This is a genomic window from Pseudoalteromonas sp. 1CM17D, assembly GCF_023161805.1.
Taxonomy (GTDB): domain Bacteria; phylum Pseudomonadota; class Gammaproteobacteria; order Enterobacterales; family Alteromonadaceae; genus Pseudoalteromonas; species Pseudoalteromonas atlantica.
In genome coordinates this window covers 113,292-137,419 of the sequence record NZ_JALNTP010000009.1, presented here as the reverse complement: position 1 = coordinate 137,419, position 24,128 = coordinate 113,292, and the positions used below count along the sequence as shown (strand labels likewise).

General features: G+C 38.3%; 23 protein-coding genes. 14 read left to right on the top strand and 9 right to left on the bottom strand.

Features of this window, described 5'->3' with window-relative positions:
- Positions 1 to 18 precede the first annotated feature (18 nt).
- The 8 genes from MSC25_RS15770 to MSC25_RS15735 all read left to right on the top strand — a co-directional run bounded on the left by MSC25_RS15770 (position 19) and on the right by MSC25_RS15735 (position 6,306).
- A complete protein-coding gene (locus tag MSC25_RS15770) occupies positions 19 to 426 on the top strand; it encodes a copper resistance CopC family protein (protein ID WP_004588802.1) in 408 nt (135 codons plus the stop codon).
- Positions 427 to 437: 11 nt separating this feature from the next.
- Complete coding sequence (locus tag MSC25_RS15765; protein ID WP_024032685.1) at positions 438 to 1,346, top strand: CopD family protein; 909 nt, start codon at positions 438 to 440, stop codon at positions 1,344 to 1,346.
- Between the two features lie 22 nt (positions 1,347 to 1,368).
- A complete protein-coding gene (locus MSC25_RS15760) occupies positions 1,369 to 1,857 on the top strand; it encodes a nuclear transport factor 2 family protein (protein WP_008109928.1) in 489 nt (162 codons plus the stop codon).
- A 10-nt stretch (positions 1,858 to 1,867) separates the two neighbouring features.
- Positions 1,868 to 2,386 (top strand): DUF411 domain-containing protein, encoded by a 519-nt coding sequence (locus tag MSC25_RS15755; protein WP_004588799.1) that lies wholly within the window; start codon positions 1,868 to 1,870, stop codon positions 2,384 to 2,386.
- A 140-nt stretch (positions 2,387 to 2,526) separates the two neighbouring features.
- Positions 2,527 to 3,036 (top strand): DUF305 domain-containing protein, encoded by a 510-nt coding sequence (locus MSC25_RS15750; RefSeq protein ID WP_024032683.1) that lies wholly within the window; start codon positions 2,527 to 2,529, stop codon positions 3,034 to 3,036.
- A gap of 33 nt (positions 3,037 to 3,069) precedes the next feature.
- Positions 3,070 to 3,801 carry a glutaredoxin gene (locus MSC25_RS15745; protein ID WP_248443929.1) on the top strand — a complete coding sequence of 244 codons (732 nt, stop codon included), beginning with the start codon at positions 3,070 to 3,072 and terminating at the stop codon, positions 3,799 to 3,801.
- 196 nt (positions 3,802 to 3,997) lie between these two features.
- Complete coding sequence (locus tag MSC25_RS15740; RefSeq protein ID WP_055018908.1) at positions 3,998 to 4,804, top strand: trypsin-like serine protease; 807 nt, start codon at positions 3,998 to 4,000, stop codon at positions 4,802 to 4,804.
- Positions 4,805 to 5,058: 254 nt separating this feature from the next.
- Positions 5,059 to 6,306: a hypothetical protein gene (locus MSC25_RS15735; protein ID WP_248443928.1), complete on the top strand. Its 1,248-nt coding sequence runs from the start codon at positions 5,059 to 5,061 to the stop codon at positions 6,304 to 6,306.
- Between the two features lie 314 nt (positions 6,307 to 6,620).
- Here the strand turns inward: MSC25_RS15735 and MSC25_RS15730 are convergent, their stop codons facing one another.
- From MSC25_RS15730 to cadR, 3 genes are all read right to left on the bottom strand, one after another.
- The gene (locus tag MSC25_RS15730; RefSeq protein WP_223230624.1) at positions 6,621 to 7,037 is read right to left on the bottom strand and encodes a MerC family mercury resistance protein; all 417 of its coding nucleotides are present in this window, start codon (positions 7,035 to 7,037) and stop codon (positions 6,621 to 6,623) included.
- A gap of 102 nt (positions 7,038 to 7,139) precedes the next feature.
- Entirely contained in the window at positions 7,140 to 7,517 is a 378-nt protein-coding gene (locus MSC25_RS15725) for a MerR family transcriptional regulator (protein WP_074498699.1), read from the bottom strand.
- Positions 7,518 to 7,559: 42 nt separating this feature from the next.
- A complete protein-coding gene (gene cadR, locus MSC25_RS15720; protein WP_096041309.1) occupies positions 7,560 to 7,949 on the bottom strand; it encodes a Cd(II)/Pb(II)-responsive transcriptional regulator in 390 nt (129 codons plus the stop codon).
- Positions 7,950 to 8,027: 78 nt separating this feature from the next.
- Between cadR and MSC25_RS15715 the strand changes: the two genes are divergently transcribed.
- Entirely contained in the window at positions 8,028 to 8,759 is a 732-nt protein-coding gene (locus tag MSC25_RS15715) for a transglutaminase family protein (RefSeq protein ID WP_029771726.1), read from the top strand.
- Positions 8,746 to 9,633 (top strand): cation diffusion facilitator family transporter, encoded by an 888-nt coding sequence (locus MSC25_RS15710; protein ID WP_029771724.1) that lies wholly within the window; start codon positions 8,746 to 8,748, stop codon positions 9,631 to 9,633. Before MSC25_RS15715 ends, MSC25_RS15710 begins: the two co-directional genes overlap by 14 nt.
- Before the next feature lie 71 nt (positions 9,634 to 9,704).
- On the opposite strand, the gene MSC25_RS15705 is transcribed toward MSC25_RS15710, so the two are convergent.
- The 6 genes from MSC25_RS15705 to MSC25_RS15680 all read right to left on the bottom strand — a co-directional run bounded on the left by MSC25_RS15705 (position 9,705) and on the right by MSC25_RS15680 (position 17,198).
- The gene (locus MSC25_RS15705; RefSeq protein ID WP_248443927.1) at positions 9,705 to 12,833 is read right to left on the bottom strand and encodes a CusA/CzcA family heavy metal efflux RND transporter; all 3,129 of its coding nucleotides are present in this window, start codon (positions 12,831 to 12,833) and stop codon (positions 9,705 to 9,707) included.
- A gap of 10 nt (positions 12,834 to 12,843) precedes the next feature.
- Positions 12,844 to 13,740 carry an efflux RND transporter periplasmic adaptor subunit gene (locus MSC25_RS15700; RefSeq protein WP_248443926.1) on the bottom strand — a complete coding sequence of 299 codons (897 nt, stop codon included), beginning with the start codon at positions 13,738 to 13,740 and terminating at the stop codon, positions 12,844 to 12,846.
- Positions 13,741 to 13,810: 70 nt separating this feature from the next.
- Positions 13,811 to 15,103, bottom strand: coding sequence for a TolC family protein (locus MSC25_RS15695; protein ID WP_008109686.1), 1,293 nt, complete (start codon positions 15,101 to 15,103; stop codon positions 13,811 to 13,813).
- A gap of 73 nt (positions 15,104 to 15,176) precedes the next feature.
- Complete coding sequence (locus MSC25_RS15690; RefSeq protein ID WP_223230508.1) at positions 15,177 to 15,473, bottom strand: hypothetical protein; 297 nt, start codon at positions 15,471 to 15,473, stop codon at positions 15,177 to 15,179.
- An 81-nt stretch (positions 15,474 to 15,554) separates the two neighbouring features.
- Positions 15,555 to 16,199, bottom strand: a complete 645-nt coding sequence (locus tag MSC25_RS15685) for a class I SAM-dependent methyltransferase (RefSeq protein WP_008109690.1) — start codon at positions 16,197 to 16,199, stop codon at positions 15,555 to 15,557.
- Positions 16,200 to 16,298: 99 nt separating this feature from the next.
- Positions 16,299 to 17,198 (bottom strand): cation transporter, encoded by a 900-nt coding sequence (locus MSC25_RS15680; protein ID WP_029771720.1) that lies wholly within the window; start codon positions 17,196 to 17,198, stop codon positions 16,299 to 16,301.
- Between the two features lie 165 nt (positions 17,199 to 17,363).
- Here MSC25_RS15680 and MSC25_RS15675 point away from each other — a divergent pair, with 165 nt between their 5' ends.
- The 4 genes from MSC25_RS15675 to MSC25_RS15660 all read left to right on the top strand — a co-directional run bounded on the left by MSC25_RS15675 (position 17,364) and on the right by MSC25_RS15660 (position 23,626).
- Positions 17,364 to 17,714, top strand: coding sequence for a hypothetical protein (locus MSC25_RS15675; RefSeq protein ID WP_028835965.1), 351 nt, complete (start codon positions 17,364 to 17,366; stop codon positions 17,712 to 17,714).
- 83 nt (positions 17,715 to 17,797) lie between these two features.
- Positions 17,798 to 19,015, top strand: a complete 1,218-nt coding sequence (locus tag MSC25_RS15670; protein WP_008468875.1) for a TolC family protein — start codon at positions 17,798 to 17,800, stop codon at positions 19,013 to 19,015.
- Between the two features lie 64 nt (positions 19,016 to 19,079).
- Complete coding sequence (locus MSC25_RS15665; RefSeq protein ID WP_248443925.1) at positions 19,080 to 20,414, top strand: efflux RND transporter periplasmic adaptor subunit; 1,335 nt, start codon at positions 19,080 to 19,082, stop codon at positions 20,412 to 20,414.
- Between the two features lie 11 nt (positions 20,415 to 20,425).
- Positions 20,426 to 23,626 carry a CusA/CzcA family heavy metal efflux RND transporter gene (locus tag MSC25_RS15660; protein ID WP_055018868.1) on the top strand — a complete coding sequence of 1,067 codons (3,201 nt, stop codon included), beginning with the start codon at positions 20,426 to 20,428 and terminating at the stop codon, positions 23,624 to 23,626.
- The last annotated feature ends 502 nt before the right edge of the window (positions 23,627 to 24,128 follow it).

Sequence of the window (24,128 nt, the reverse complement as noted above, 5' to 3'; positions counted from 1 at the left end):
TTTAAATAAGAGGTAATTATGAAGTTTTTTAACTCTGCAGTAGCCATTTTAGGTTTAGTGCTTACATTTTCCGCATCAGCGCATATATCACTCAAGCAATCAATACCTGCACAAGAAGCCATGTTAATGCAAGGACCAGAGGAACTTTCGTTAATTTTTAGTGGTGAAGTAAGGCTAGCAAAAGTCATCATCAAAGATGAAAAAAATAAAACAATAAACTTTGATTTCAAACCCAGCGCCACCCCAAGCACAGACTTTAATTGGTCATTACCGAGCCTAGCCCAAGGCACTTACACGGTTAAATGGACAGCACTGGGTGGTGATGGACATAAAATGACTGGCACGTTTAGATTTATGGTACATAAAAATGAATCGCATAAGATGATGCAAGAACAATCTAATACCCACAGCAAACATAATCATTAAGTAGCAACATCATGCAATTAAGTGAATGGTCAGTGCTCTTACTATTATTAAAACTAGCAAGCTATATAGCAATTGTAGGGCTTGCGGGCACTTTATTAATGCGCTTTATGTGTGGCAACAGCAATGTTGCAGGGCATCACTTAATTAGCTTTCATCAGTTCTTAAAACGTTGGCAAATTACGTGTGTAGTTACAGGTAGTATTGCTGCACTTTTACAAGTACCTATAGAAGCTGGAGCAATGGCTGAATCAGGCTTTATGGGAATGTTTGACCCCTTTATGCTTGAAATTGTTTGGCAATCAGTCATAGGTGACCAAGCAAGGTTTAGAATACCAGCGCTTATTATTGCTCTAATTAGCGCATGTATGTGGAATGTGGAATCAGATGATAACGTAGCAGGTTATAAAAACGGTGCCGTTATACTAATCATGCTTGGGTTTATCGCTTATAGCTTCACTTTTACTGGGCACAGTGCAAACGAAAATGGGTTAGTGAAAAGTATTTTAACCTTTCACCTTATTGCCATTGCGAGCTGGTTAGGGTCATTGTGGCCGCTTTACAAAAGCTGCACTTTACTACCTACCAGTGAAGTAAAGCGGTTAATGCATTACTTTGGTCAACTCGCTATTGTTATTGTATTTGTACTACTTATTTCGGGCTTAACTCTGCTCCTGCAGTACCTAGAGTCATTTTCTGCATTGTTTACATCAGATTATGGGCAACTAATTTTATTAAAGCTGTTACTCGTCAGCGCGATGCTGCTCCTAGGTGCATGGCATAAGCTTTTTTTAGTCCCGCAAATCACTCAACAACACCATATAAGTATATTAAAACGCTCGATTACTGTTGAAATAGTAATTGCCCTGTTTGTACTTATTACAACAAGTGTATTTACCACACTTGTTGGTCCGCCTATTTAACGATTAATAAAAAGGGAAACGTATGTTAATTAAATCCTTTAATTTAAAAATTTTATTGCTACTAATTTTTAGCACTGTTAGTTCTTTTACTGTTAGTGCACATGACGATGAAAAATATTCAAAAAAAGGCAAGGCCTTTGTCAATGTTGATAGCGAGGCTGCAAAAACAGTCAGCCTATTTCATGCATCTCTAAAACAAGGCAATCGCGAAGCTGCACGTAAATTACTGGCCGACGATGTCATCATTTTTGAAGGCGGAAGTGTTGAGCGTTCTGCAGATGAATACGCGAAACATCATATGATAGCGGATATGAAATTCTTAAGTGCTGTTAATAGTGAACTACTAGAGCATCAAGTTTACACAAATGGAGACATAGCTTACTCAATTTCAAGAAGTAAAACTCAAGGAAAGTACAAAGGAAAAGATATTAAGTCTATGGGAATGGAATCAATCACATTAAAAAACACCGATACAGGTTGGAAAATCACTCATATTCATTGGTCAAATTAAGGAGTTAACAATGCGAGTAATCTACATTACCTCAGCGTTATTTTTATCATTAACTATGTCATTTTCGGCGATAAGTATCGAAAAACAACATAAAGCATTAATAACTTATGAGAATTCAGAAAAACCTAAAATTGAGCTTACCGTTTATAAAAGTAAAAATTGTGGATGTTGTAATAAGTGGATTGCTCATTTGAGCGAAAACAATATTCAAACAAAAGCAATTAACGTCAATGACATGGGGACGATTAAATCTCAGTATCAAATAAAACCAAATATGCGGTCATGCCATACAGCCGTTTCAGCCGATGGATTTGTATTTGAAGGTCATGTTCCCGCCAAACATATAAAACAGTTTTTAGCTGAACAACATCCTGAAAAGACGATAGGGCTCTCTGTTCCCGCTATGCCTGCTGGTACGCCAGGTATGGAAATGGGCGATCGCTTTTATAAATATAATATTGAAATGCTTACGCACGATTTACAGCAAAATACTTATAAGCATATTAGCAAATACGCTGAGCAGTTTTAACACTTATGGCACAACTCTTGATGTAATAATAAACATTGATTCAATGATTAAATATATAGTGGGTTTACGCCTAATAACCTGTAAGAATTACCCATTGGTATAAATGATATACAAAGTAAATGATAGAAAGGAGCCATCTAATGTCGCAGTATTTAAAGTTTTTCTTAATGATAGCCACATCAACATTAGTCATGTTTGTACTGATGTATTTGAATACTTATCAGCTAAGTCATGTTTTTTTTAGTGAAACTCGCACTTATATGGCGCTTTATATGGGAGCCATGATGGCAGTGATAATGCTACTTTTCATGCTCAATATGTATAAAGATAAAAAGAAAAATATAACAGTACTCATTGCTAGTGTTACCGTATTTGCGGGAAGTTTATTTTTAGTTCGATCACAAGCGACTGTTGATGATAGCTCATGGATGTCGGCGATGATCCCACATCATTCAATTGCAATACTCACCAGTGAAAGGGCAAAAATCAAAGATAAGCGAGTCCAAGAGCTTGCAACAAATATTATTGAGGCACAGCGTCGTGAGATTAAAGAAATGCAGTGGTTACTAAAGGATATAGAGAAAAATGGCCTAGCAGAAACTCAGGAGCAAGCACAATCTAGGACCGTACCGGATTTTAATGCTAAGTAAAATTTTATACCAATACATAAAAGGGAGCTAAACATGAGTAAATCAGCCCAACTTTTTAGAATGGCCACAGATGAGCATATTTGCCCGTTTGGTTTAAAATCAAAAGACCTACTAGAGCGAGAGGGATATACAGTTGATGATCAGCTATTAACTTCTCGAGAGCAAACAGATGAATTTAAAAAACAACACAGTGTAGAAACTACACCTCAAACATTTATTGATAATAAACGTATAGGTGGCTATGACGACTTACGCGATTACTTTGATAAGCCAAAAGCTGGGCAAGAAGGTACAACTTACACGCCCGTGATTGCGATTTTTTCGGTTAGTTTTTTGCTTAGTGTGGCATTTAGTTTTGCAGCGAATAATAGCTTATTATCAATGCAAACCGCTGAACTATTTGTAGCCCTAACAATGGCAGTGTTAGCAATACAAAAGCTTCAAGACTTATTTAGCTTTACTAATTCATTTATAACCTATGACTTAGTCGCTATGAAAGTAGTCAGGTACGCCTATGTTTACCCATTTTTAGAAGCATTTGTTGGCGTTGGAATGATAGCCGGATTACCAGCCTATATTATTGCCCCTATTTCATTGTTCATAGGTGGGGTTGGTGCTGTTTCAGTGATAAAAGCAGTCTATATAGATAAACGAGAGTTAAAATGTGCGTGTGTAGGCGGTGACAGTAACGTACCACTAGGGTTTATCTCCCTAACAGAAAACCTGTTTATGATCGCTGCCGGTATTTGGATGTTTATTAAGTAAACAACAGCTTTAATTTAAAAACATAATGGTGTACTAGTCAAGTTGTACCAGCTCATATCTGATCTTACAGTTTAAGTGAATACGTTTAGACTTCATCAGGCAGACTGCTATGAGCGAATTGCAGACGGTCGAATTAGTTGCCTTCTCCTAGCTTGCAAGGTAGCCTGTAAAGCATTCATAAAAACATGGACGCACTATGAAAGCTTTCTTTTTCATTTTTCTATTTGTCTTTTCTATTAGCTGTCTCGCTGTTGTAAAAAGGCATGATATTCCCCCTGAGAATTATGTGTCGAAAGAAGCTCCTAACTTCTTAGTGGATATGCCTCATGAAGGGCATGGCGCTTTAATTAACCCAAGGTGGGTTGTAACTGTCGCGCATACCATTTTTTATAATTATATTGGTAAAAGTTTAAGGATTGGATCAAATACATATCAAATTGAAAAAGTGTACATACATCCTGAATTTGAAAAACCTAGCGAAAGTTTGTTGAAAGGAAATTTAGCGCCTTTAATGAGTTTTTTTAAAGCAAGAAGTGATATTGCATTAATCAAATTAACTTCGCCTGTGAGCGATGTATTACCGATTACTCTTTACACAAACACAAAAGAACAAGGAAAAACAGTTACAGTTTTTGGTAGAGGTGCCACAGGTAATGGGCTTATTGGCGAAGAGTCTGAGACTAAATCTTTGAAACAGCTGAATCACTTCCAAAATATTATCGAAAATGCAGAAACTAATTGGCTGACATTCAGGTTTGATAAGGCACCTAATGGATTACCTCTAGAGGGAATGCACGCTTCAGGTGATAGTGGTGGAGCCTCTGTCATTTATCAGGGTGGTATACCCTTTCTTGTAGGGCTTTCAAGTTGGCAATTAGCGCATGGCGATATTTCTGATTTTAAGGGTGGGTTATATGGTACAACTGCATATCAAGTGAGAATTTCCAATTATAGTAAGTGGATTAAGGATGTATTAGCTAGCGAACCAAAAACTGTCAATTAGCGTCTGTTTTGGGACTGTAATGAAGTTCGACCTAGAGCGAGAAGCGGACGGTCGTTTAAGCTCGTTCTTGGACAATTTTGAGTTACATAGGTTGTTAAATTAACTCAGTTAGAATTAGGTGATGTATTGAATAAGCGGCTCGCCACGGCGGACTTTCTGGCAGTGTGGATGATGTGCAACGCAAGCAAACTCTGTTGGTTATGACGGGTTTCATAGGGTAAGCTAGTACATAACCTACTGACTGAGAAATATTTATGGACACAATAAAGAGCAAAGCTAGAAGGCAACCTCCATACAAATCCATTTGGTTTTGGGTGTTGCCATTTTTCACTCTAATTGTAGTGTTGACATTGGTCTCTATGGCTCAAAATGTCTCTGGCTTCTCTGAGGGGCTAAAACATACATTAGAAACCTATCGGATACCGCTGGCTTCTGTTGTTTTTTGTGTTACGACATTAATTCAATGGTTGATAGCTCACAACTCAAATAAGCCATCCGAATTAGAGGAGCAGCAAGTAATAAATAGACACCTTAGAGATGAGTATGATGTTAGTGAGCGTCTTTTAATTAAGCAGTTTGGTAAATTATCCTCTGACCGTGCATTTACTTTTATTTCAACAGATGACTTGCCAGCAATTCACTCAAAGGTGTATGCGGAAGACCGTCTAATTAAACGTGGTAAACTAAGTGTCTGTGATGAAGCGATACGAGCCATTGACTACTACTTTCGGAATACCGAAAGGCTACTAGAAGAAGCTCTAAACCTATTGCAAAACGAAGAAGCCAAAGAAACGCCGAATAGGCACATCAAAGAAAGTCTGATCATCCAGCTAATTCAGTATTTAAATCAATGTGCACTAACACTGCATTATGAAATTGGGATGAGGGTGATTAATTTGGATAGCTCAGATATAAATACCTACCGAGATGCTTTTTTCGAAACACTCCATCTAACAAACTTCTTAGGTGGAGAGTTATCCCCCATAGTGAATCAAGTGGTTGAAACCCCATCAACTGAAAAATCCAACTCACAAGAGGATATACTGAACATGTTTGTTGCTGCCCATGAAATAGCGGAGAGTTTAGTGACCAGTAGTGAAGGGGCTACATTTGGTGGCCTGTATAGAAGCATCCAGCTAAGGTCGATCATCAAACAAGCGCAGGGTTCTCCTTTATACCTATTAGCTTGTCAGGTTATTCAAGATATTGTTCTTGAACCACTACTAGGCGAAAGCGATAAAATAGGCGCTGTGGAGGTTGATGACAACTATCCAAAATATGACATATACAACCAAGCTGGAGAGAAGAAGCTAACTCTCGGTTACAAAGAGGTAGATGAGAACACTCTTACCCTCATCCTGAGCGGTGAAGGTGAGCACATAAAAACAACTGTAAGGTTTGTCGATTCGGAAAAGAAAAGGTTCGAAGTAGATAGGGACATGGGGGGGCGCTTTACCCTTGAGTGTAAAAAAGCTATTAACCGGCACTTAGTTATTGAATAGCTATCAACTTGACGGACTGCAGTGGATGAGTAAGTTTGACCATATAGCTAGAGTTTTTGTCATAAGGTAAAGTAAGTCAAATACTAAACTGAATGCTGTGTAGAAAAACTAACGTAAAACACAATGGGGTAGAAACGAGTTGGACTTCCGAGCTTTCATTAGATACCACTTATAATCTTAAAGTACAAAACGGAAGTAAACTTCCGGTTTCTAACCCAATATTGCTATATTTCGGAAGCAAACTTCCGTTTATAGGAATTCAAAGGTAGTTATCGGAAATATACTTCTGTTTTTGAAAGCGTTAACCTAGATAGCTATATGAGCCATTTTTTGGGTCTTATTTGAGCGAAAAGCAGATATTGACCGTTAATCGTTTCAACGACGGCAATTAGCCATACGTTGCATGTTTGCTCCCTTACTGGTTTTACGATATCCAAAACCGACATAACGACCATTAAGCAAATACCAAAGTAAAATAGGTATGTGCTCCAATCATATAGCCAAAGAGGATAAAGCGTTAATAGCACTGCTACAGGCCCTAGAATGCTGAAGACAGCTCTGGTATGGTTTTTATTTTTGTGCCAGTTGTATAAGTTTACCAATAGTTCCAAAGATGCAAAAATAGGTAAAAGCGTATTTACAGCTATTCCTTCGAAGTGAGAGAAGAAGCCTAGTCCTAATGCCGATGCAAGTGACCTTAATGCAGGGAAGCAGGCCGTGCCGCTAGCCAAACGCCACTAGAGCCTACTCTGCCTAATATTTTATTTATCATTTGAAAGTCTATTGGTTGATATTACCATCATTCTAAACTCCGTATATAAGTACGGAGTCAATCATTTTAATGAATCAATTATGGGGCAATGTGTTGGATCTTCGTTTTGCATACAGGTATTTGTCATATCCACAATTACTTTCTCTAAACGTTGAAGGTCATTAATTTTGTCTCGAATGATTGCTAACTTTTGTCGGCTTAATAGCTCAACTTGAGCGCAGTTGCTGTCCATAGACATTAGCGATTTTATTTCTCTTAACGTAAAGCCGAGCGCTTTGGCTTTTGTGATAAACCTAAGTTGTCCTGCTATTGTTTCGTCATATTGTCTATAACCAGATATTGGTTTTTCAGGTTGTGTAATCAGCCCTTCTCGTTCATAAAAACGAATGGTTTCTACATTTAAATTTAATGATTGTGCTAATTTGCCAATGGTTTTCATTATTGCCTTTGTGAATACTACTAACCTAAAGTTATATTTAGTTTAGCTATCCAATGATTTGATGATGCCGCACGCTTCAATTGTATTGTCTGAACCACAAGCACTTGCCATCTGTTGTAATTCAGCTTTAAGCGCCCTTAATTCTTTCATACGTTTATTCACTAGTGCAAGTTGCTGATCAATTAATGCATTAACGCTAGAGCAGCTTTCTTCTGGCTTATTTTTTAATTCGATAAGACGTTTAATATCATTGAGTGATATATCTAGGCTGCGAAAATGCTTTACGAATTCCAATTGTTTAAGTGCTTTACTATCATACAGCCTGAAATTACCTTCTGAACGGTTTGGATTTAACAGTAATCCTTCTCTTTCATAATATCTAATCGTTTGTACTGAACAGCCCGATTTTTTTGACAATTCGCCTATTTTCATCAATTTCCCCCAGACATTTGACTCTATAGTTACTATAGGATCTATAGTATAGGTATGCAACGAAAGGGATATATAAAAATGACTGAGAAATATTTAAACAATACGAATATCGTTAATTTTGAACACAAAGATATCCAATCCCTGATCGATCAACGAGGGTGGAAAAATTTGGATAATTTCAACAAAACTGGTGCCGCTTATCAGTTTGTAAAAGATGAAATAATGTTTGGCTATAACAAGAGTGATGATATTTCAGCAAGCGATGTGCTAGCAGATGGTTATGGACAATGTAATACTAAGGGTAATCTGTTAATGGCACTATTGCGTGGACTAGGTATCCAGTGTCGTTTCCATGGTTTTACCATTGATCAGCAACTACAAAAAGGTGCTATCCCAAGCTATGTATTTTGGTTAGCACCTAAATACATCATTCATAGTTGGGTAGAAGTTTACTTTGAAGGGCGTTGGATAAACTTAGAGGGCTTTATATTGGATGAGCAATACTTAAGCTCACTACAGCAGAAATTTAGCCAAGCAAAAGATGAGTTTTGTGGTTATGGTGTTGCAACAAAGTGCTTATCTTCACCCGGTACGGATTGGCGTGGAGAGGATACCTATATTCAAAAAGAAGGTATTCATGACGACTTTGGGCTTTATGATTCACCAGATAAGTTCTATCTCGAAAAAGGTACTAATCTATCAGGTGTAAAACGTTGGTTGTATCAACGAGTGATCCGACATTTGATTAATATGAATGTATCAAAAATAAGAAATAAAAAAGTACTGGAGGTACAAAATGCACAACCATAGTCACAGTCATCAGCATGGTAAAGACGACCGTATTGGTTGGGCATTTTTCCTTAATGTGACATTCACTATTATAGAATTTATAGGTGGTTGGCTCACTAACAGTACGGCGATAATGGCAGATGCCGTTCACGATCTTGGTGATAGTCTTTCAATAGGTTTTGCGTGGATTTTAAGTCGTTTTTCAGATAAAGAAGCATCAGATAAGTTTAGTTATGGTTATCGTAGACTTACACTCTTTGGCGCATTGATAAACAGTATTGTTTTAATCATTGGCTCAATTTGGATTTTATTTGAAGCAATTCCAAGGCTGTCCAATCCTGAAATGCCTGTAGTCGAGGGGATGTTAGGGCTAGCGATACTCGGCGTTGCCGTTAACGGATATGCTGTATTAAAATTAAAAGCTGGAGAAACCTTAAATGAAAAAGTACTTACATGGCACTTGCTTGAAGACGTACTTGGCTGGGTTGCTGTGCTTATTGTATCTATTGTGCTGTTATTTGTAGATTTGCCCATTTTAGATCCGTTACTATCTATTGGCTTCACATTGTTTATCTTGTTCAATGTTTTTAAAAATCTGAAATCAACAATTGTCTTGTTTCTTCAGGCCGCGCCAGATGAAGAAACTCAAGAAAGTATAAAACAGTCGCTAACTAACCTTCCAGAAGTTAATGGCGTACATCATCTGCATTTTTGGTCGTTAGATGGCGAAAGTCACGTATTAACTGCTCACATAGAATTAGTCGAAAAAACTGACGTTGATGAATTAATTAAACTTAAGGAACAAGTGGCTAAGAGACTTTCTGCCTATCGCTTGTCTCATACAACCATTGAATTTGAGTTTCCTAAAGAAACTTGCCGAGATGATGCGAATTAAACTTTAAAAATTAAAATAAAAAGATTAAATATAAAAGCAGCTTAAACATAAATTAAGCTGCTTTTTTGTTTTTAAATTTCGTCAGATTGCTGTTTACTACTCTCAGCGCCATGCGCCCATTGATATAAAATAGGCAATACAAACAAAGTTAAAATTGTAGAAGATACAATACCGCCGATAACAACTGTTGCTAGTGGTCGTTGCACTTCTGCACCAATTCCAGTGTTTAACGCCATTGGAATAAAACCTAAACTTGCGACCAGTGCCGTCATTAAAATAGGTCTTAAACGAATGATGGCACCTTCAATGATCGCTACGTAAAGGTCGCCTTTTTCATGCCAAAGATCTCGAATAAAAGCCAACATAACCAAGCCATTTAATACGGCAACACCTGACAATGCAATGAAGCCGACACCTGCCGAAATAGATAAAGGCATGTCTCTTAAATAAAGAGAAATTACGCCCCCAGTTAATGCTAACGGTACACCACTGAAAATGATCAATGCATCTTTTAATGAACCAAATGCAATAACCAAAATACCTAAGATAACAATTAGTGTGATCGGCACAACTAAGCTTAATCTTTTACTCGCTGACTCTAGCTGTTCAAAGGTTCCGCCATAATCAAGCCAGTATCCTGCTGGAATTTCTCCTTCCTGATTAATTTTAGCTTTCACTTCTTTGACAAAACCGCCTAAATCTCTACCACGAACATTGACGGTAACCACAACTCTTCTTTTACCTCTCTCACGGCTAATTTGAGCAGGTAAAGACTCAGATTTAAGCTCTGCAACTTCTTCAAGTGGCACATAGTTACCATTCTCAAGTGGAAGCGGCAGATGCTTCAAGCTATCGATATCCGTTCTTATTTGCTCCGGTAGACGAACAACTAACTCAAATCGTCTGTCTCCTTCATAAATGATCCCCGCAGATTCACCGCCAATTGCAGTAGCAACCCAGTCTTGCAGTTCGGTAACGCTCAAACCATACCTACCAAGCGCTTCTCGTTTAGGAATTACTGATAAAGATGGAACACCTGTGACCTGTTCCATTCGGGCATCAGCAGCACCGTCCACGGTTTTCACTATATTTAGAATATCTTTTGCGGTGAGTAATAACCGATCCAAATCATCACCAAATATTTTGATGCCGACATCAGCTCTAACGCCAGAAATCAATTCATTGAAACGCATTTGAATAGGCTGAGTGAATTCATAGTTGTTGCCCGGAATGTTTTTCAGTACCTCTTCCATTTCTTCAACTAATTCACTCTTTGGCTTTGAAGGTTCGGCCCAATCTTTACGTGGTTTTAAAATAACAAAGATATCAGCAATACTCGGTGGCATTGGGTCAGTTGCTACTTCTGGTGTGCCGATGCGCGAGAATACTTTATCAACTTCAGGAAACGCTTTAATACGTTGCTCAAGTACTTCTTGCATTTCTACTGATTGCTCTAGGCCAGTCGATGGAATTCTTAATGCCTGTAGTGCAATATCACCTTCATTTAATTGAGGAACAAATTCTGTCCCAAGCGTAGTTGCTAACCAAAGGCTATACCCCATTAACAGCGTTGAGAATGAGACAATAATCCAACGAAATTTCATCGCCATTTTTAACAATGGTTCATAAATAGACTTGGTTGAACGAATAACTACACTTTCTTTTTCGCTGATTTTACCTTTCATAAACACAGCTACAGCAGCAGGAACCAGTGTAACTGAAAGGATCATTGCGGAAATTAACGCCATAACGACAGTTGCCGCCATAGGGTGGAACATTTTCCCTTCAACGCCAGTTAGCGTGAAAATGGGGATGTAAACAACAGTGATAATTGCCACACCAAACAAGCTTGGACGTATCACTTCTGAAGTGGCTTCAAAAACGGTATTTAGGCGTTCTCTTAAGTCTTGCCTATGACCGTTGTGTTGGGCCTGTGCTAACCTACGGACAGAGTTTTCAACGATGATTACAGCCCCGTCCACTATCAAGCCAAAGTCCAATGCGCCGAGACTCATTAAATTGGCAGATACTCCTGCTTGCACCATACCTGTGATTGTCATTAACATGGAAATAGGGATAACAGCAGCGGTAATGAGAGCTGCACGTAAATTTCCAAGTAGAATAAATAACACAACAATAACTAAAAGCGCACCTTCAACGAGGTTTTTGGTAACGGTTGCAATCGCTTTATCTACTAACGTTGTTCTGTCGTAAACAGGCTCTGCGGTAATGCCCTTTGGCAGAGATTTTTGTATTTCGCTGAGCTTATGTTCCACTTCTAAAGCAACGGTGCGAGAATTCTCACCAATCAGCATCATGGTTGTACCAAGCACTGTCTCAATGCCATTACGAGTAGCAGCCCCTGTTCTAAGTTCTTTGCCTATAGCAACATTGGCAACATCACTTATTTTTACAGGAATACCATCGTTCTTTTTGATGATGACATTGAGGATTTCATCCATTGTCGCAAGTTGCCCGATGGAGCGCACTAACACTTGTTGTCCGTTTTGCTCAATATAACCCGCGCCACGGTTATCATTATTTTTACGTAATGCATCAGAAACGTCTTCAAAGCTTACCTGATGAAAAAGTAATTTTTCGGGTTTCGGCGTTATATGATACTGCTTGTTATAGCCGCCGATGCTGTTGACCTCAATGACGCCTTTAACTTGAGCCAATTGCGGTTTAATGATCCAGTCTTGTATTTCTCTTAAAGCAATAGCGGTATAAGGCTCTCCATTAGGCATTTTAGCGTCAGGAGAAGCTTGTACGGTATACATAAATATTTCACCAAGCCCTGTGGAAATAGGACCCATCTCTGGCTCTAAGCCAGAGGGAATAACGCCTTTTATCGCAGCTAATCTTGCATTGATTAAGTTGCGTGCGAAATAAATATCGGTTCCCTCTTCAAAGATAACGGTCACCTGGGATAAACCATATCTTGAAAGAGAGCGGGTGTGAGACAGCTTTGGTAGTCCAGCTAATGCGTTTTCTACTGGAAAAGTTACCCTTTGCTCCGCTTCTAAAGGTGAATAACCGGGGGCAGAGGTATTTATTTGTACCTGTACGTTTGTTATATCTGGAACAGCATCAATGGGAAGTTTTTGATAACTCCACATACCAACGCCGATGATTACCATCAGCAAGCTTAATACTAAATAGCGCCTATTTATTGCAAGACGCAAAATTGATTCAATCATATTGCGTCTCCTAATCGTCGTCTTCTACTTCAGATTTCAAGATATCTGCTTTAATCAGATAACTGTTTTTGTTTACATATTCAGCGTCTTTACTGAGGCCATCAATGACCTCGATATAGTTTTTGTCTGAACGACCAAGGACAAGTGGTGCAAACTCGTACTCTTCATTTTCTTTTACAAAGACACCTAATTGTCCTCCCAGTTCTTGTATCGCAACTTTCTCGACGGCTAAATCCACCTCAAATCGGTTTATCTTTACGCTGCCCATTAATAATTGGCCTGAGGTTAGGTTTAGCTCAGTGTTATTTAAACGTACACGTGCTAAAACATAAGACTGATCTTTAGCTGGAATTATATTGGTGATGGTTGAGTTGAATGCCTGTTCACCATGCTCAATATCAACATGCTGACCGACTTTGATTTGATTATATTGGCTGGTAAACACCTTAAATTCAGCCCACAAGGTGTCAAATTTGACGATTTCAAACAAGCTAGTGTTTTGCGTGATACCGCCAATATTTCCATTTCTCTGTAAAACAGTCCCAGAAACAGGCGATGTTATTTTATAAGTATTTAAGCTCTCATTAGATTCAATAACGGCTAATAGATCGCCTTTTTTTACCGTATCACCAACAGTGAAGTTTATTGTCTTTATAACGCCGTTATATCTAGCGCTAACTTGAAATAATTGTTCAGCGCCTATCGTCGTAGAGCCGTATACAGGGATAGTTTGGTTCAACGTTTTTGAAGCTAAATAGGCTGTTTCAACACCAAGCCTTTTTGCCATGTTATTGTCGATTTTGCTTATGCCTTCTTCGCCTTCATGTTCATCTTCACTAGCGAAAACACTTTGAATGGGTGATAGATACCCAATAAAAATCAATAGTGCGAGTAAATAGTTTTTCATTTTGAATTCCTAAACGATTCAGTTAATAACTGAATCAATAAATTGTTATTAAACTTAAAGTGATGTTTATTTAGAGTGACAGCGCTTCGTTTGTTAGTTTTTCTATCTCTGCGCCATAAATTAGGGCAGCAGATGCCGCATCAATGAGGGTTCGCCGAGCATTTAACAGCTCTTGTCTAGCCGATACATAATCAAGATATCCATATCGACCTTTTTGATAGGCGTCTTGAGTATCTTCCAGTGCATCTTCAAGCATTGGGATAACCGACTGCTTTAATGAATTAGCTGTTAATATGGCTTGTTTTCTATTGGAGTATGCTCGTAGTAAGTGATTTCTAAACCTCAACTTAGTCGCCTCTTTCTCTATGGCAACTTGGTCACGCTCTGCTAGCGCACTAGCGATTGCACCAGAATTTCGCTTTTCAGCAAACAAAGGTAAGCTAAAGCCAGCGACCAGTGCCGTATCATTGGCTTCTTGAGAGCGCCTAACACCAACAGACCATTTGATATTGGCCGTTGACTCTGTTTTAGCCAACTGTAATTCGGCCTCTTTTAGTCGCTGCTCACTTGCATAAACTTGAATAGCAGGGTTTTTCTCTAATTTCGCAAAGAGACTACTAAAATCACTATCATTGCCAAACTGAAACAGATCTCCAGTTACTCTAGAGAATGACACTGATGTTTCTCCCCAGTAAGCTGATAAAGAAAGCTTTAGATATTCCAAGCGCTTTTGTTCAGATTGAAGGGTGAGGTTAGCCTGAGCAATAACTGCTTTTGAACGTTTCACTTCAGCCTCAGGAGTAGCACCTGCGCGGTTACGCTGAGATACAATCTCTAACGTTTCTTGTGCTAAGCTCAATGCATTATCTGCCAATATCACTCTTTGTTGGGCTGCAAGTACTTCCACGTACTTCTCAGTGACTTGAGCCATTAAATTAAGCGCAGAGACTTCTTTCTCAGCATTGAGTAGTGCTCTTGATTTTGAAACAAGTCCAATCCGCGCTGAGCGTTTATCTCCCATTTCGATAACCGAAGATAGAGCGACTGTTAATTCAGCACTGTCGAATGCATTAAATTCACCTGAGCCTGCAAAGTTCTCAGCTTCAACTTCTAGTTCATAAGCGGGATTTAAACTTGCTGTTTGTTCTTGTCCTGTTAATGCGGTTTGTTTGAAATCAAATATTTTGAGTTCAGGATTTTGTTTAAGCGTCCACTGAATTGCCTCTTGAAGATTTAACTGCTTTTCAAAGGCATAAACATTAAATGTAAAAAGTGACAACGCGAGAAACGCGATATATTTAAGCTGAGGTGTTACACACCTCAAAATTGCTATCTTGCGATGCTCACAGGTATTAAGTGCCATGTATACTTTCCTATAAATTAATATGTGATATTTAGGTCATTAACATTTGACCTTTCTTAATTTTCTATAAAATTTAGGCGTATTTAGGTGGGCGGAATGGCACCGACATATAGCCTTTTAGCTCAGGAGAAACTAAGGCGTAGGTAAGGAAATATTCTATTTTTTGTAAAATATTACAAGAATAATCTGCATTTAAAAATAAGTGACAACAGCAACAAAAATTACAATTATCAATTAAAGTTTGGCTATTACTCACCTCAAATAAATTGGAGGTTTCTGGAGATTCTAGCGGGGTAATAGACTCAGTTAGTGATGTATTAAAAGAACTTTCAATTAAGTTTACTTCAAGCTCTTCTAGCGAAAAAAACACAGATTGCACCGCGATTAAAATCATTATCACGTATGATATATATGGTTTAAAATATGACGGACGCATTAGGTTCATTGTTATCTAGTTCGCTTCAATCAGTCTGATAGTTCCCAAAGTCGTTGGGACTATGTTTAAATCTGAAACATGAGTAAACCCTGATTCAACCTCTAAAGAAGGAAGGACTCCATCTACATTATCTTTTGTAGTTTCAAAACCATCTAATAACTGAACGACAAAGAACAATATCCGTTGAAATATTGAAGTCGGCTTTCCCCAGTCAGCAATTAATAAAATGCCACCCGGTTTCAGTACCCGACGAATTTCAGTTAATGTCGCACGCTTAGTTGAACGGCTTAAGTGATGAAAAAACAAACTTGAAACTACGATATCAAAGGAATTATCACTAAAAGGCATTTCTTGTCCAAAGCCCTGTCTAAAAGAAATATTAAGATCCTTGCCTATAACTTTTTTCTGTGAAATATCTAAAGCGGTTTGGTCTGCATCTAAGCCTATTACGGTATATTTAGGTGATTTTTCAGCTATTAATTTTGTTAGCGTTCCGGTTCCACATCCAACATCAAGTAGGTTGTTTCCTTTGACGTTGGCAACTTTATCTACAATCAGTTTTTTAAAAAATGCTTCTCTCGTGGTGATAGCAACGAGGCTGTCATAAAAATTAGTTAACCAATGAAATCGTAATGGCGGAATGTAGGCATTGTTTTTCATAACTTCATTTCCCTTTAGCCGTTTGAAGCAGACTTAAACTAGCTATAAAGATGCTATTAATGGTTTTAAAATTTAAATAAATAGCCATGATGAATTTGTTTAATACTTTAGCTGTAAGATACGGCGAGCACCGTTTAAAACGACAACAGCAATAATCAAACCAATCACTAAATCTGGATAACGGCTGCTTGTTACTGTAACTAAAAAGCCAGCTAAGATTACCCCAACATTTGCAATAACGTCATTTGCGGAAAAAATCCAGCTTGCTTTCATATGAGCGCCGTCTTCTTTATTACCAAATATTAAAAATAGACAAGCAATGTTAGCGATTAGTGCTATTCCACCAAATATCATCATTAAAGAAGAGATCGGTTCACTACCGTAAACAAAGCGTCTTACGACTTCGCTCAAAGCACCTAGCGCTAGAATAACTTGAAGCACACCAGATATATGTGCCGCTCTAAGTTTCATGCTGATACTTTTACCTACCGAATAAATAGCCAAACCATACACAGCAGCATCAGCAAACATATCTAATGAGTCCGCAATTAGGCCAGCAGACTGTGCAATCAACCCAGCAATTACTTCTATAAAAAACATGACTCCATTAATGGCTAACAACCATTTTAGGGTTGATGCTTCTTTCATCTCATTTTTTTGGGCTAGATCTTTTGCTTTTGCAGCTTCGGTGCTGCAACTTTCTTTAGTTGATGCCAACTCTGCACCGAGATTGAGTTGTTGTAATTTTTTTGTTATCTCATCTAAATTTTCATCATGAAAAACCTTGACTAAACGGCTAGGAATATCAAATTGCAACCCAACTGAAGGCTCAATTGAGTCAAGTGCTAACCTAATCAATCTCTCTTCTGAAGGACAGTCCATTTGAGGTACTTTAAATGTACTGACAAACGCGCCACTATAGTTATCTAATTGTGTATCAATTTTTACATCTTCATTGGTAGAAGATGATTGACACTGACCACTACATTTTTCTGACATATTTAACATTCCGTAATAATATTAAAATAAGTATAAAATCTATAGTGGCTATAGAGTCAAATAAAAAATTATTTAATGTAAAAGCGTGGAAACTGAATTGAAAAGCTAGTTTAAGAAAATAGTTTCTGCTAGTATTTTAAATACTATATTTAACTGGTGATAACTTTGAACCTTAATGTTGTACTAAAAATGCTCTTGGTTATTTCGATTGTTTTACAATCGTTAACTGCTGTAGCATCCTCAACATCTGAGAATCACCAAATAGATATAGAGCACCTTCAAACTCAACATGATCATGCAGATGATCGAAATGTCTCAAATGATAATGTAGGTGATGAGCAGCATAATGAAAAAGATTGTCATCACTGCGGACATTGCAGTGGCAGCCACTTATCTTGGATTTTAGTCAGTAATTCAAATACCACGGGCAAACTAAACATTATCAATAAAACGCCTTATCAAATTGATCAAACAAGTACCTTTCTTGAAGCGATACTTCGTCCGCCTATTTCTTAATTAGATTAATTTTTAATGACCTATTTATCCTTTAATAATGGATAAAGGTTTCGTGTTTATTAATTTTAAAATTAAGAATTTTTATGTATATATATTTAAAAAATGCAGGTTTAGTCCTGTCTTTATGTATGGCTGTGAGTTTTTCAGTTGCCACTTATGCCAAACAGAAAAGTATTTCATGGCTAGATAGTCAAATAAATAAAGATCCCGAAGTTGTTGCGGCTAAAGAGTTACTTAATGCAAGTAATCATAGAGCCAAGAGCTTAACTAAAGCCGTATATAACCCAGAGCTTGAAGCAAGCTATGAAAAAGAGGGTGATTTTGATAATTATTCTATTGGTATCAGTCAAACGATTGATTTTTGGGATAAGCAATCAGCAAATAAAAGCATTGGTGAAATTGGTGTTTATGCAAACCAGCAACAATTGTTATCTCTACTCGATTCTAAAAAGGCTAACGCTTTAACTGCAATAGTTAATTGGCAAGCAGCAAAAAAGGTGGCTCAGTTACTTTCAGTAAGAGAAAATCAATTACAAACGCTCGTTGGAATTATTGAAGATAAGCGAAAAGCAGGACTTCTAGAGCCACTTGACGCTGAACTGGTTTATTTAAACTTGTCCCAAGTTTTCAGTGAAATATCTGAGTCGCAAATTGCTTTGAAAAATGCAGAGGTAAATGTTCAGGAGTTATTGCCTGATTGGACGCCTAATACTACCAATTTGTTTTCATTTACTTTTGGAGCAACAAACTATTCATTTAACTCTCAGTGGGTTGAGGAACATCCAAAAGTTAAACTCGCTAGAGCGCAATGGAAGATAAAACAATCTAAAGCTCAACTAACCACTATGGAATCTAAAGCCAATCCAACCATTGGAGTTAACGCAGGGAAAAGTGGAGATGAAGACTTGATTGGCGTGACTTTCTCAATGCCTTTAAATATCAGAAATAACTATTCAGATACTGTTAAAGCCGCTTATTCAGAAGCAATTGCAGCAGAGGCTAACTTTCGGTCGGTTTATCGAAAGCAGTCATTTGAAGCAAAAGCTAATTATGAATCGCTTATTGTCAGTAAAAAATATTATGAGCAATGGCAAAAACTGACAAAAGGCAGATTAGATAGCAGCGAAAACTTATTAAATAAGCGCTGGGAAGCTGGTGACATTAATACTTCTGACTACTTACTTGCATTAAATCAACGTGCGGAAGGGCTTCATGCAGGAATACGTTTGGAAAATCAATTCAAGCTTGCAGAAATATCCTTCATTTTAAGTATGGGTCAGTTATCCAAATTTGAGATTTGAGCGCTTTGTTTTTTCAGTAGCGAAAAACGAAATCTTAAATTTATTAAAAATATAGGTTACAAAAATGAATACAGTAATTAGTAAAAAATTTTTAGCCGTAGTAATTAGCAGCCTGTTAGTAGGGCTTACTACAAGTCATGATGCTTTTGCACAGTCGTCAGATGTTACTGATTCTGTCACAAAGCTTTCCAAACAAGACACAAAAGAACATAAACACTCTGAGAACGAGAGAGTTCATGCTAAAGAACACCCTGAGCATAGTGAGTACTCAGAAAGAGAAAGCCTAAAAGGTCAAGAAGAAGATCTTGACGAGCACGGCCACGAAAAAGGACATAAGGAAGAAAAAGGTGACCATGACCACGGAAATGAGAATAAAGAAGACGAACATGAAGAAGGTATAACTCTTAGCCCGAAAAATATGTCACTTGCTAACATCAAAGTAGAAAGCGTCATCCCAGAATATCAATTTAGCACGATATATGCCCCCGGAGAAATAAAAGCCAACGGTTATAAAAGCTACGTGGTTTCACCTCGTACTGAGTCCGTCATTATTAGTCGTCACGCAGCGCTTGGAGAGCACGTAGAAATAGGCCAAAAGTTAGTCACTTTATTTAGTGAAGCAATGGCACAAGCACAAGCTGACTATTTAATCGCTTCAACCGAATGGCAACGTGTAAAAAAGCTGGGTAATAAGACGGTGAGTGAAAGTCGATTATTACAAGCTGAAACAACATACAATGCGAGCTATGGCAAGCTCATTGCTTTAGGGTTAACTGAAAAAGCAATAAATGGTATTTCTAACAAAGACATTAAAGCATTTGGACAATATGCATTAACGGCGCACCGTGAAGGTGTCGTGCTTCAAGACGACTTTATCCAAGGGCAACGTGTTGATGCTGGGGATTCAGTCATGTTGTTAGCTGATGAAAAACAACTATGGGTTGAAGCAAAAGTTTCTCCAAATAAAAAGCTAAATTTATCAATTGATTCTCCTGCGGTACTTAAATTAGAAGGCCAGAGTTACAATGCCAAAGTTATCCAAGAAGCCCATACAATTGATCCCGTAACTCGTACAAGAATTATTAGATTGGGGGTACAGAATGCTGATGATAACCTTCATTCAGGTATGTTTGTAAAAGTTTACTTTCAGTTTGCCACAAAGCAGAAAGTGATGGCTGTGCCAGAAGAAGCATTGATCCGCAGCGCAGATGGTGATTGGACCGTATTTGTCGAAGACCACCCTGGAGAATTTAAAGCTGTAGAAGTAGAACTAGGCCGAGCCTTAGGTGATTTTAGGGAAATCATTGGCCTTGATAGTGGGACGCGAATTGTAACCAAAGGCGCATTTTTTGTTGCTTCTGAAATCGCTAAAGGCGGATTTGATCCGCATAACCACTAAGGAGCAAGACTATGTTTAATAAAATAATAGATTGGTCTGTTAATAATAGACTCCTGATTTTGATTGCGCTGTTTGCCACAATTGTCGGCGCAATTATGGTTATACCAAAACTAAATTTAGATGCCTTTCCTGATGTTACTAATGTTCAAGTTGCTGTAAATACTGAAGCGCCAGGACTAGCTGCTGAAGAAGTTGAACAACTCATTACGTACCCCATTGAAGCGGTCATGTATGCCTTACCTGATGTAGAACAAGTGCGCTCAATTTCTAAGACAGGCTTGTCTGGCGTCACGGTTGTTTTCAAAGAAGGCACCGACATTTACTTTGCAAGACAACTTGTATTTGAGCGTCTTCAAGCCGCAAAAGAACTGATACCAGAAGGTGTCGGCACACCCGAAATGGGGCCAAACACCTCAGGGCTAGGCCAAGTATTTCAGTACCTTCTTATTTCAGATAAAGATGCAGGCTATGATGCTATGGCACTCAGGAGTCTCAATGATTGGGTAGTAAAATTACTCGTTATGCCTGTCGATGGTGTTACTGATGTACTCTCCTTTGGAGGTATTGTTAGGCAGTACCAAGTAAATGTAGATCCATCTAAGCTTCTTTCTTATAACCTAACGCAAGAAGACGTTGTTGGTGCCCTAGATAACAACAATGCCAATGTTGGCGGATGGTATATGAACCGTGGGCAAGAGCAGCTTGTTATTAGAGGTGCAGGTTGGTTTGAAAGTGGTGACGCTGGTATTAGTAATATCAAACAAGTTCCCGTCAAAACAGTTGATGGGACAGTTGTGACGGTTTCGGATATTGCTAAAGTTGAAATGGGCAGTGAAATTCGTCAAGGTGCTGTCACAATGACGCGCAAAACCGAAGACGGTAAAGTCGAAAATTTAGGTGAAGTTGTCTCTGGCATTGTCTTAAAACGCATGGGGTCTAATACTAAAGCCACCATTGATGGTATCAATGCAAGAATCCCATTGATTAATCAAGCATTGCCTAAAGGTGTTCGCTTTGAACCATTTTATGATCAGGCTGATTTGATTGAAAAAGCCGTTGATACAGTAGTTGATGCACTATTACTAGCATTTATTTTCATCTGTATTGTATTAGCACTATTTTTAATGAATATACGTGCAACCTTCCTTGTCCTAATATCTATTCCAATTTCAATTGGTATCGCGTTAATGATCATGGCTTGGTGGGGCATTTCTGCAAACCTTATGTCATTGGGTGGCATTGCCGTAGCCATTGGTATGCTAGTTGATGGTTCAGTCGTGATGGTTGAAAACATGTTTAAGCATTTAAATAGACCAGACTCTACCCATTTAAAAACTGTAAAAGAAAGAGTGCCTAGTGCTGATACTGATCCACATGATGTAGAACAAGATGAGCATGGTATTAAGTTACGTCTTCAAAATGCGGGTAAAGAAGTGGCTCGTCCCGTATTTTTTGCAGCTTCTATTATTTTAGTTGTATTTACGCCTTTATTTAGCTTTGAAGGTGTTGAGGCAAAGTTATTTCAACCTATGGCAATAAGCATCATTTTAGCTGTTATATCTGCTATTGTGGTTGCGTTGTTTTTTGTACCCGCTTTAGCTACTTATTTATTTAAGTCAGGTGTAAAAGAGAGGGAAAGCTTTGTTCTTAGGCCATTAGACAAACTCTACAGAAAAGGGCTTACATTCGCACTAAAACGCACCAAATTAGTCATTTCAGCCGCACTTATATTAGTTTTCTCTGCCTTTGCATTAGTTCCATTAATTGGTACTGAATTTGTACCTGAGTTAGAAGAAGGGACGATAAACTTAAGAGCAACGCTTGCACCTTCTTCCAGTTTAGATACCGCGCTCACTGTGGCACCAATTCTAGAAGAAAAACTAATGGCTTTTCCTGAAGTAACCTATGCATTAAGCCGAATTGGTCGAGCAGAAATAGGTGGAGACCCAGAGCCAGTGAATAACATCGAAATTTACATAGGGTTGAAGCCTGTTTCTGAGTGGACCAGTGCATCTAATCGATATGAACTTCAAGGAAAAATGGAGAGATCTCTAGAAGAATTCCCTGGGTTGCTACTCAACTTTTCTCAACCTATTGCGACTCGTGTCGATGAGCTACTATCTGGTGTTAAGGCTCAGTTGGCGATAAAGTTGTTTGGGCCTGAACTTGAGGTACTGGCGGCTAAAGGTCAAGAAATAGAAACAGCAATTAAAAACATTGAAGGTGCAAGGGATGTTGCATTGGAGCAAATTGCTGGTGAAGCGCAATTGGTGATAAGTCCTAACAGGCAAGAACTATCACGCTTTGGATTGTCTGTGAGTGACATAATGGAGGTTGTGCGTGATGGTATTGGTGGTGTTGCAGCCGGACAAATAATCAATGGTAATGAACGTTATGATATTTACGTTCGCATAGAGGAAGAGTACCGAAGTAACAAAGAAGCTATTGCTGATATTCGGCTTCAATCACCTACTGGTGCTTGGGTGCGACTGGGTGACGTAGCCTCAGTCTCATTTGAGTCAGGCCCACCACAAGTTAGACGCGATGATGTACAACGAAGAGTCGTTATCCAAGCAAATGTACAAAATCGAGATATGGGAAGCGTGGTTGCCGATATCAGAACGGTAATTGCTGAAAAGGTTGACTTACCTTCAGGTTATTCTGTTTCGATTGGAGGCCAGTTCGAAAGTCAAAAACGTGCTCAAAATAGGTTAGCTATAGTTGTACCTTTATCGTTAGCACTAATCGCACTACTACTTTACTTTGCCTTTGGTTCTGTTGGTCAAGCTATGCTGATATTGGTCAACGTGCCGCTTGCTGTAATTGGCGGAGTTTTCTCCTTATATTTATCTGGACAATACTTGTCTGTACCAAGCTCCGTTGGCTTTATTACCTTATTTGGTGTAGCGGTATTGAATGGGGTCGTTATGGTAGAAAGTATCAACCAACGTATTAAAGACGGTCTAGAAGCATCTAAAGCCGTTTTTGAAGGCGCTACTTCAAGATTAAGACCTGTACTTATGACTGCTATAACATCAGCTTTAGGTTTGATACCGATGTTAATGTCTAATGGTGTTGGTGCAGAAATACAGCGCCCATTAGCGAGTGTTATTGTTGGCGGCTTGGTAACTGCAACACTGTTAACATTATTTGTTTTACCTGTTTTATATCGCTGGTTTTCAGAGAAAAAAATAAAAGAGCTATCCAGATAAAATTACTGTGAACTCTAACCCCACGCTAAAGTCACGTTTAGCGTGGGGTTATTGAGTAGATGAACGAAAAGAAAGATTAGATTTAACAATAAACTAATAGTCATGACTGCTTTGTCGGAATATTTGTCGTTAAACAGGCCAAAGCTAACTTCCGCTTTCGTATCTTTGCAGTCTTAATCTCTATGTGTCTCAAGGTCGGCTTATGGCACAGAGCAGACCGCCGGTAATTATTGAGTGATGCAATCCACGGCTATAACTGCCCATGAATACAAGTTCTTTATGTAATGAAAAATAAAGATGCGCTGTTGCTACTCCGCAAAGCATCGGCCTAAATAAACTCTACCTCGAAGTAAACCGATTAGCTTTCGTATAACAGATAGGGCAAATTATCAATTCAAATCACTTACTGTAATAGATGTTTTCAAGCGATTTCTCGTTGTTTAAGAAATTTACCTAATAAAAAACATAATTATTTTTAGAGTGTAATTTAGTTAATAAATCT

Excerpts from the sequence above, each read along its gene's own strand:
- MSC25_RS15770 (WP_004588802.1), top strand. The coding sequence starts at position 19 with ATGAAGTTTTTTAACTCTGCAGTAGCCATTTTAGGTTTAGTGCTTACA.
- MSC25_RS15765 (WP_024032685.1), top strand. The coding sequence starts at position 438 with ATGCAATTAAGTGAATGGTCAGTGCTCTTACTATTATTAAAACTAGCA.
- MSC25_RS15760 (WP_008109928.1), top strand. The coding sequence starts at position 1,369 with ATGTTAATTAAATCCTTTAATTTAAAAATTTTATTGCTACTAATTTTT.
- MSC25_RS15755 (WP_004588799.1), top strand. The coding sequence starts at position 1,868 with ATGCGAGTAATCTACATTACCTCAGCGTTATTTTTATCATTAACTATG.
- MSC25_RS15750 (WP_024032683.1), top strand. The coding sequence starts at position 2,527 with ATGTCGCAGTATTTAAAGTTTTTCTTAATGATAGCCACATCAACATTA.
- MSC25_RS15745 (WP_248443929.1), top strand. The coding sequence starts at position 3,070 with ATGAGTAAATCAGCCCAACTTTTTAGAATGGCCACAGATGAGCATATT.
- MSC25_RS15740 (WP_055018908.1), top strand. The coding sequence starts at position 3,998 with ATGAAAGCTTTCTTTTTCATTTTTCTATTTGTCTTTTCTATTAGCTGT.
- MSC25_RS15735 (WP_248443928.1), top strand. The coding sequence starts at position 5,059 with ATGGACACAATAAAGAGCAAAGCTAGAAGGCAACCTCCATACAAATCC.
- MSC25_RS15725 (WP_074498699.1), bottom strand. The coding sequence starts at position 7,517 with ATGAAAACCATTGGCAAATTAGCACAATCATTAAATTTAAATGTAGAA.
- cadR (WP_096041309.1), bottom strand. The coding sequence starts at position 7,949 with ATGAAAATAGGCGAATTGTCAAAAAAATCGGGCTGTTCAGTACAAACG.
- MSC25_RS15715 (WP_029771726.1), top strand. The coding sequence starts at position 8,028 with ATGACTGAGAAATATTTAAACAATACGAATATCGTTAATTTTGAACAC.
- MSC25_RS15710 (WP_029771724.1), top strand. The coding sequence starts at position 8,746 with ATGCACAACCATAGTCACAGTCATCAGCATGGTAAAGACGACCGTATT.
- MSC25_RS15705 (WP_248443927.1), bottom strand. The coding sequence starts at position 12,833 with ATGATTGAATCAATTTTGCGTCTTGCAATAAATAGGCGCTATTTAGTA.
- MSC25_RS15700 (WP_248443926.1), bottom strand. The coding sequence starts at position 13,740 with ATGAAAAACTATTTACTCGCACTATTGATTTTTATTGGGTATCTATCA.
- MSC25_RS15695 (WP_008109686.1), bottom strand. The coding sequence starts at position 15,103 with ATGGCACTTAATACCTGTGAGCATCGCAAGATAGCAATTTTGAGGTGT.
- MSC25_RS15685 (WP_008109690.1), bottom strand. The coding sequence starts at position 16,199 with ATGAAAAACAATGCCTACATTCCGCCATTACGATTTCATTGGTTAACT.
- MSC25_RS15680 (WP_029771720.1), bottom strand. The coding sequence starts at position 17,198 with ATGTCAGAAAAATGTAGTGGTCAGTGTCAATCATCTTCTACCAATGAA.
- MSC25_RS15670 (WP_008468875.1), top strand. The coding sequence starts at position 17,798 with ATGTATATATATTTAAAAAATGCAGGTTTAGTCCTGTCTTTATGTATG.
- MSC25_RS15665 (WP_248443925.1), top strand. The coding sequence starts at position 19,080 with ATGAATACAGTAATTAGTAAAAAATTTTTAGCCGTAGTAATTAGCAGC.
- MSC25_RS15660 (WP_055018868.1), top strand. The coding sequence starts at position 20,426 with ATGTTTAATAAAATAATAGATTGGTCTGTTAATAATAGACTCCTGATT.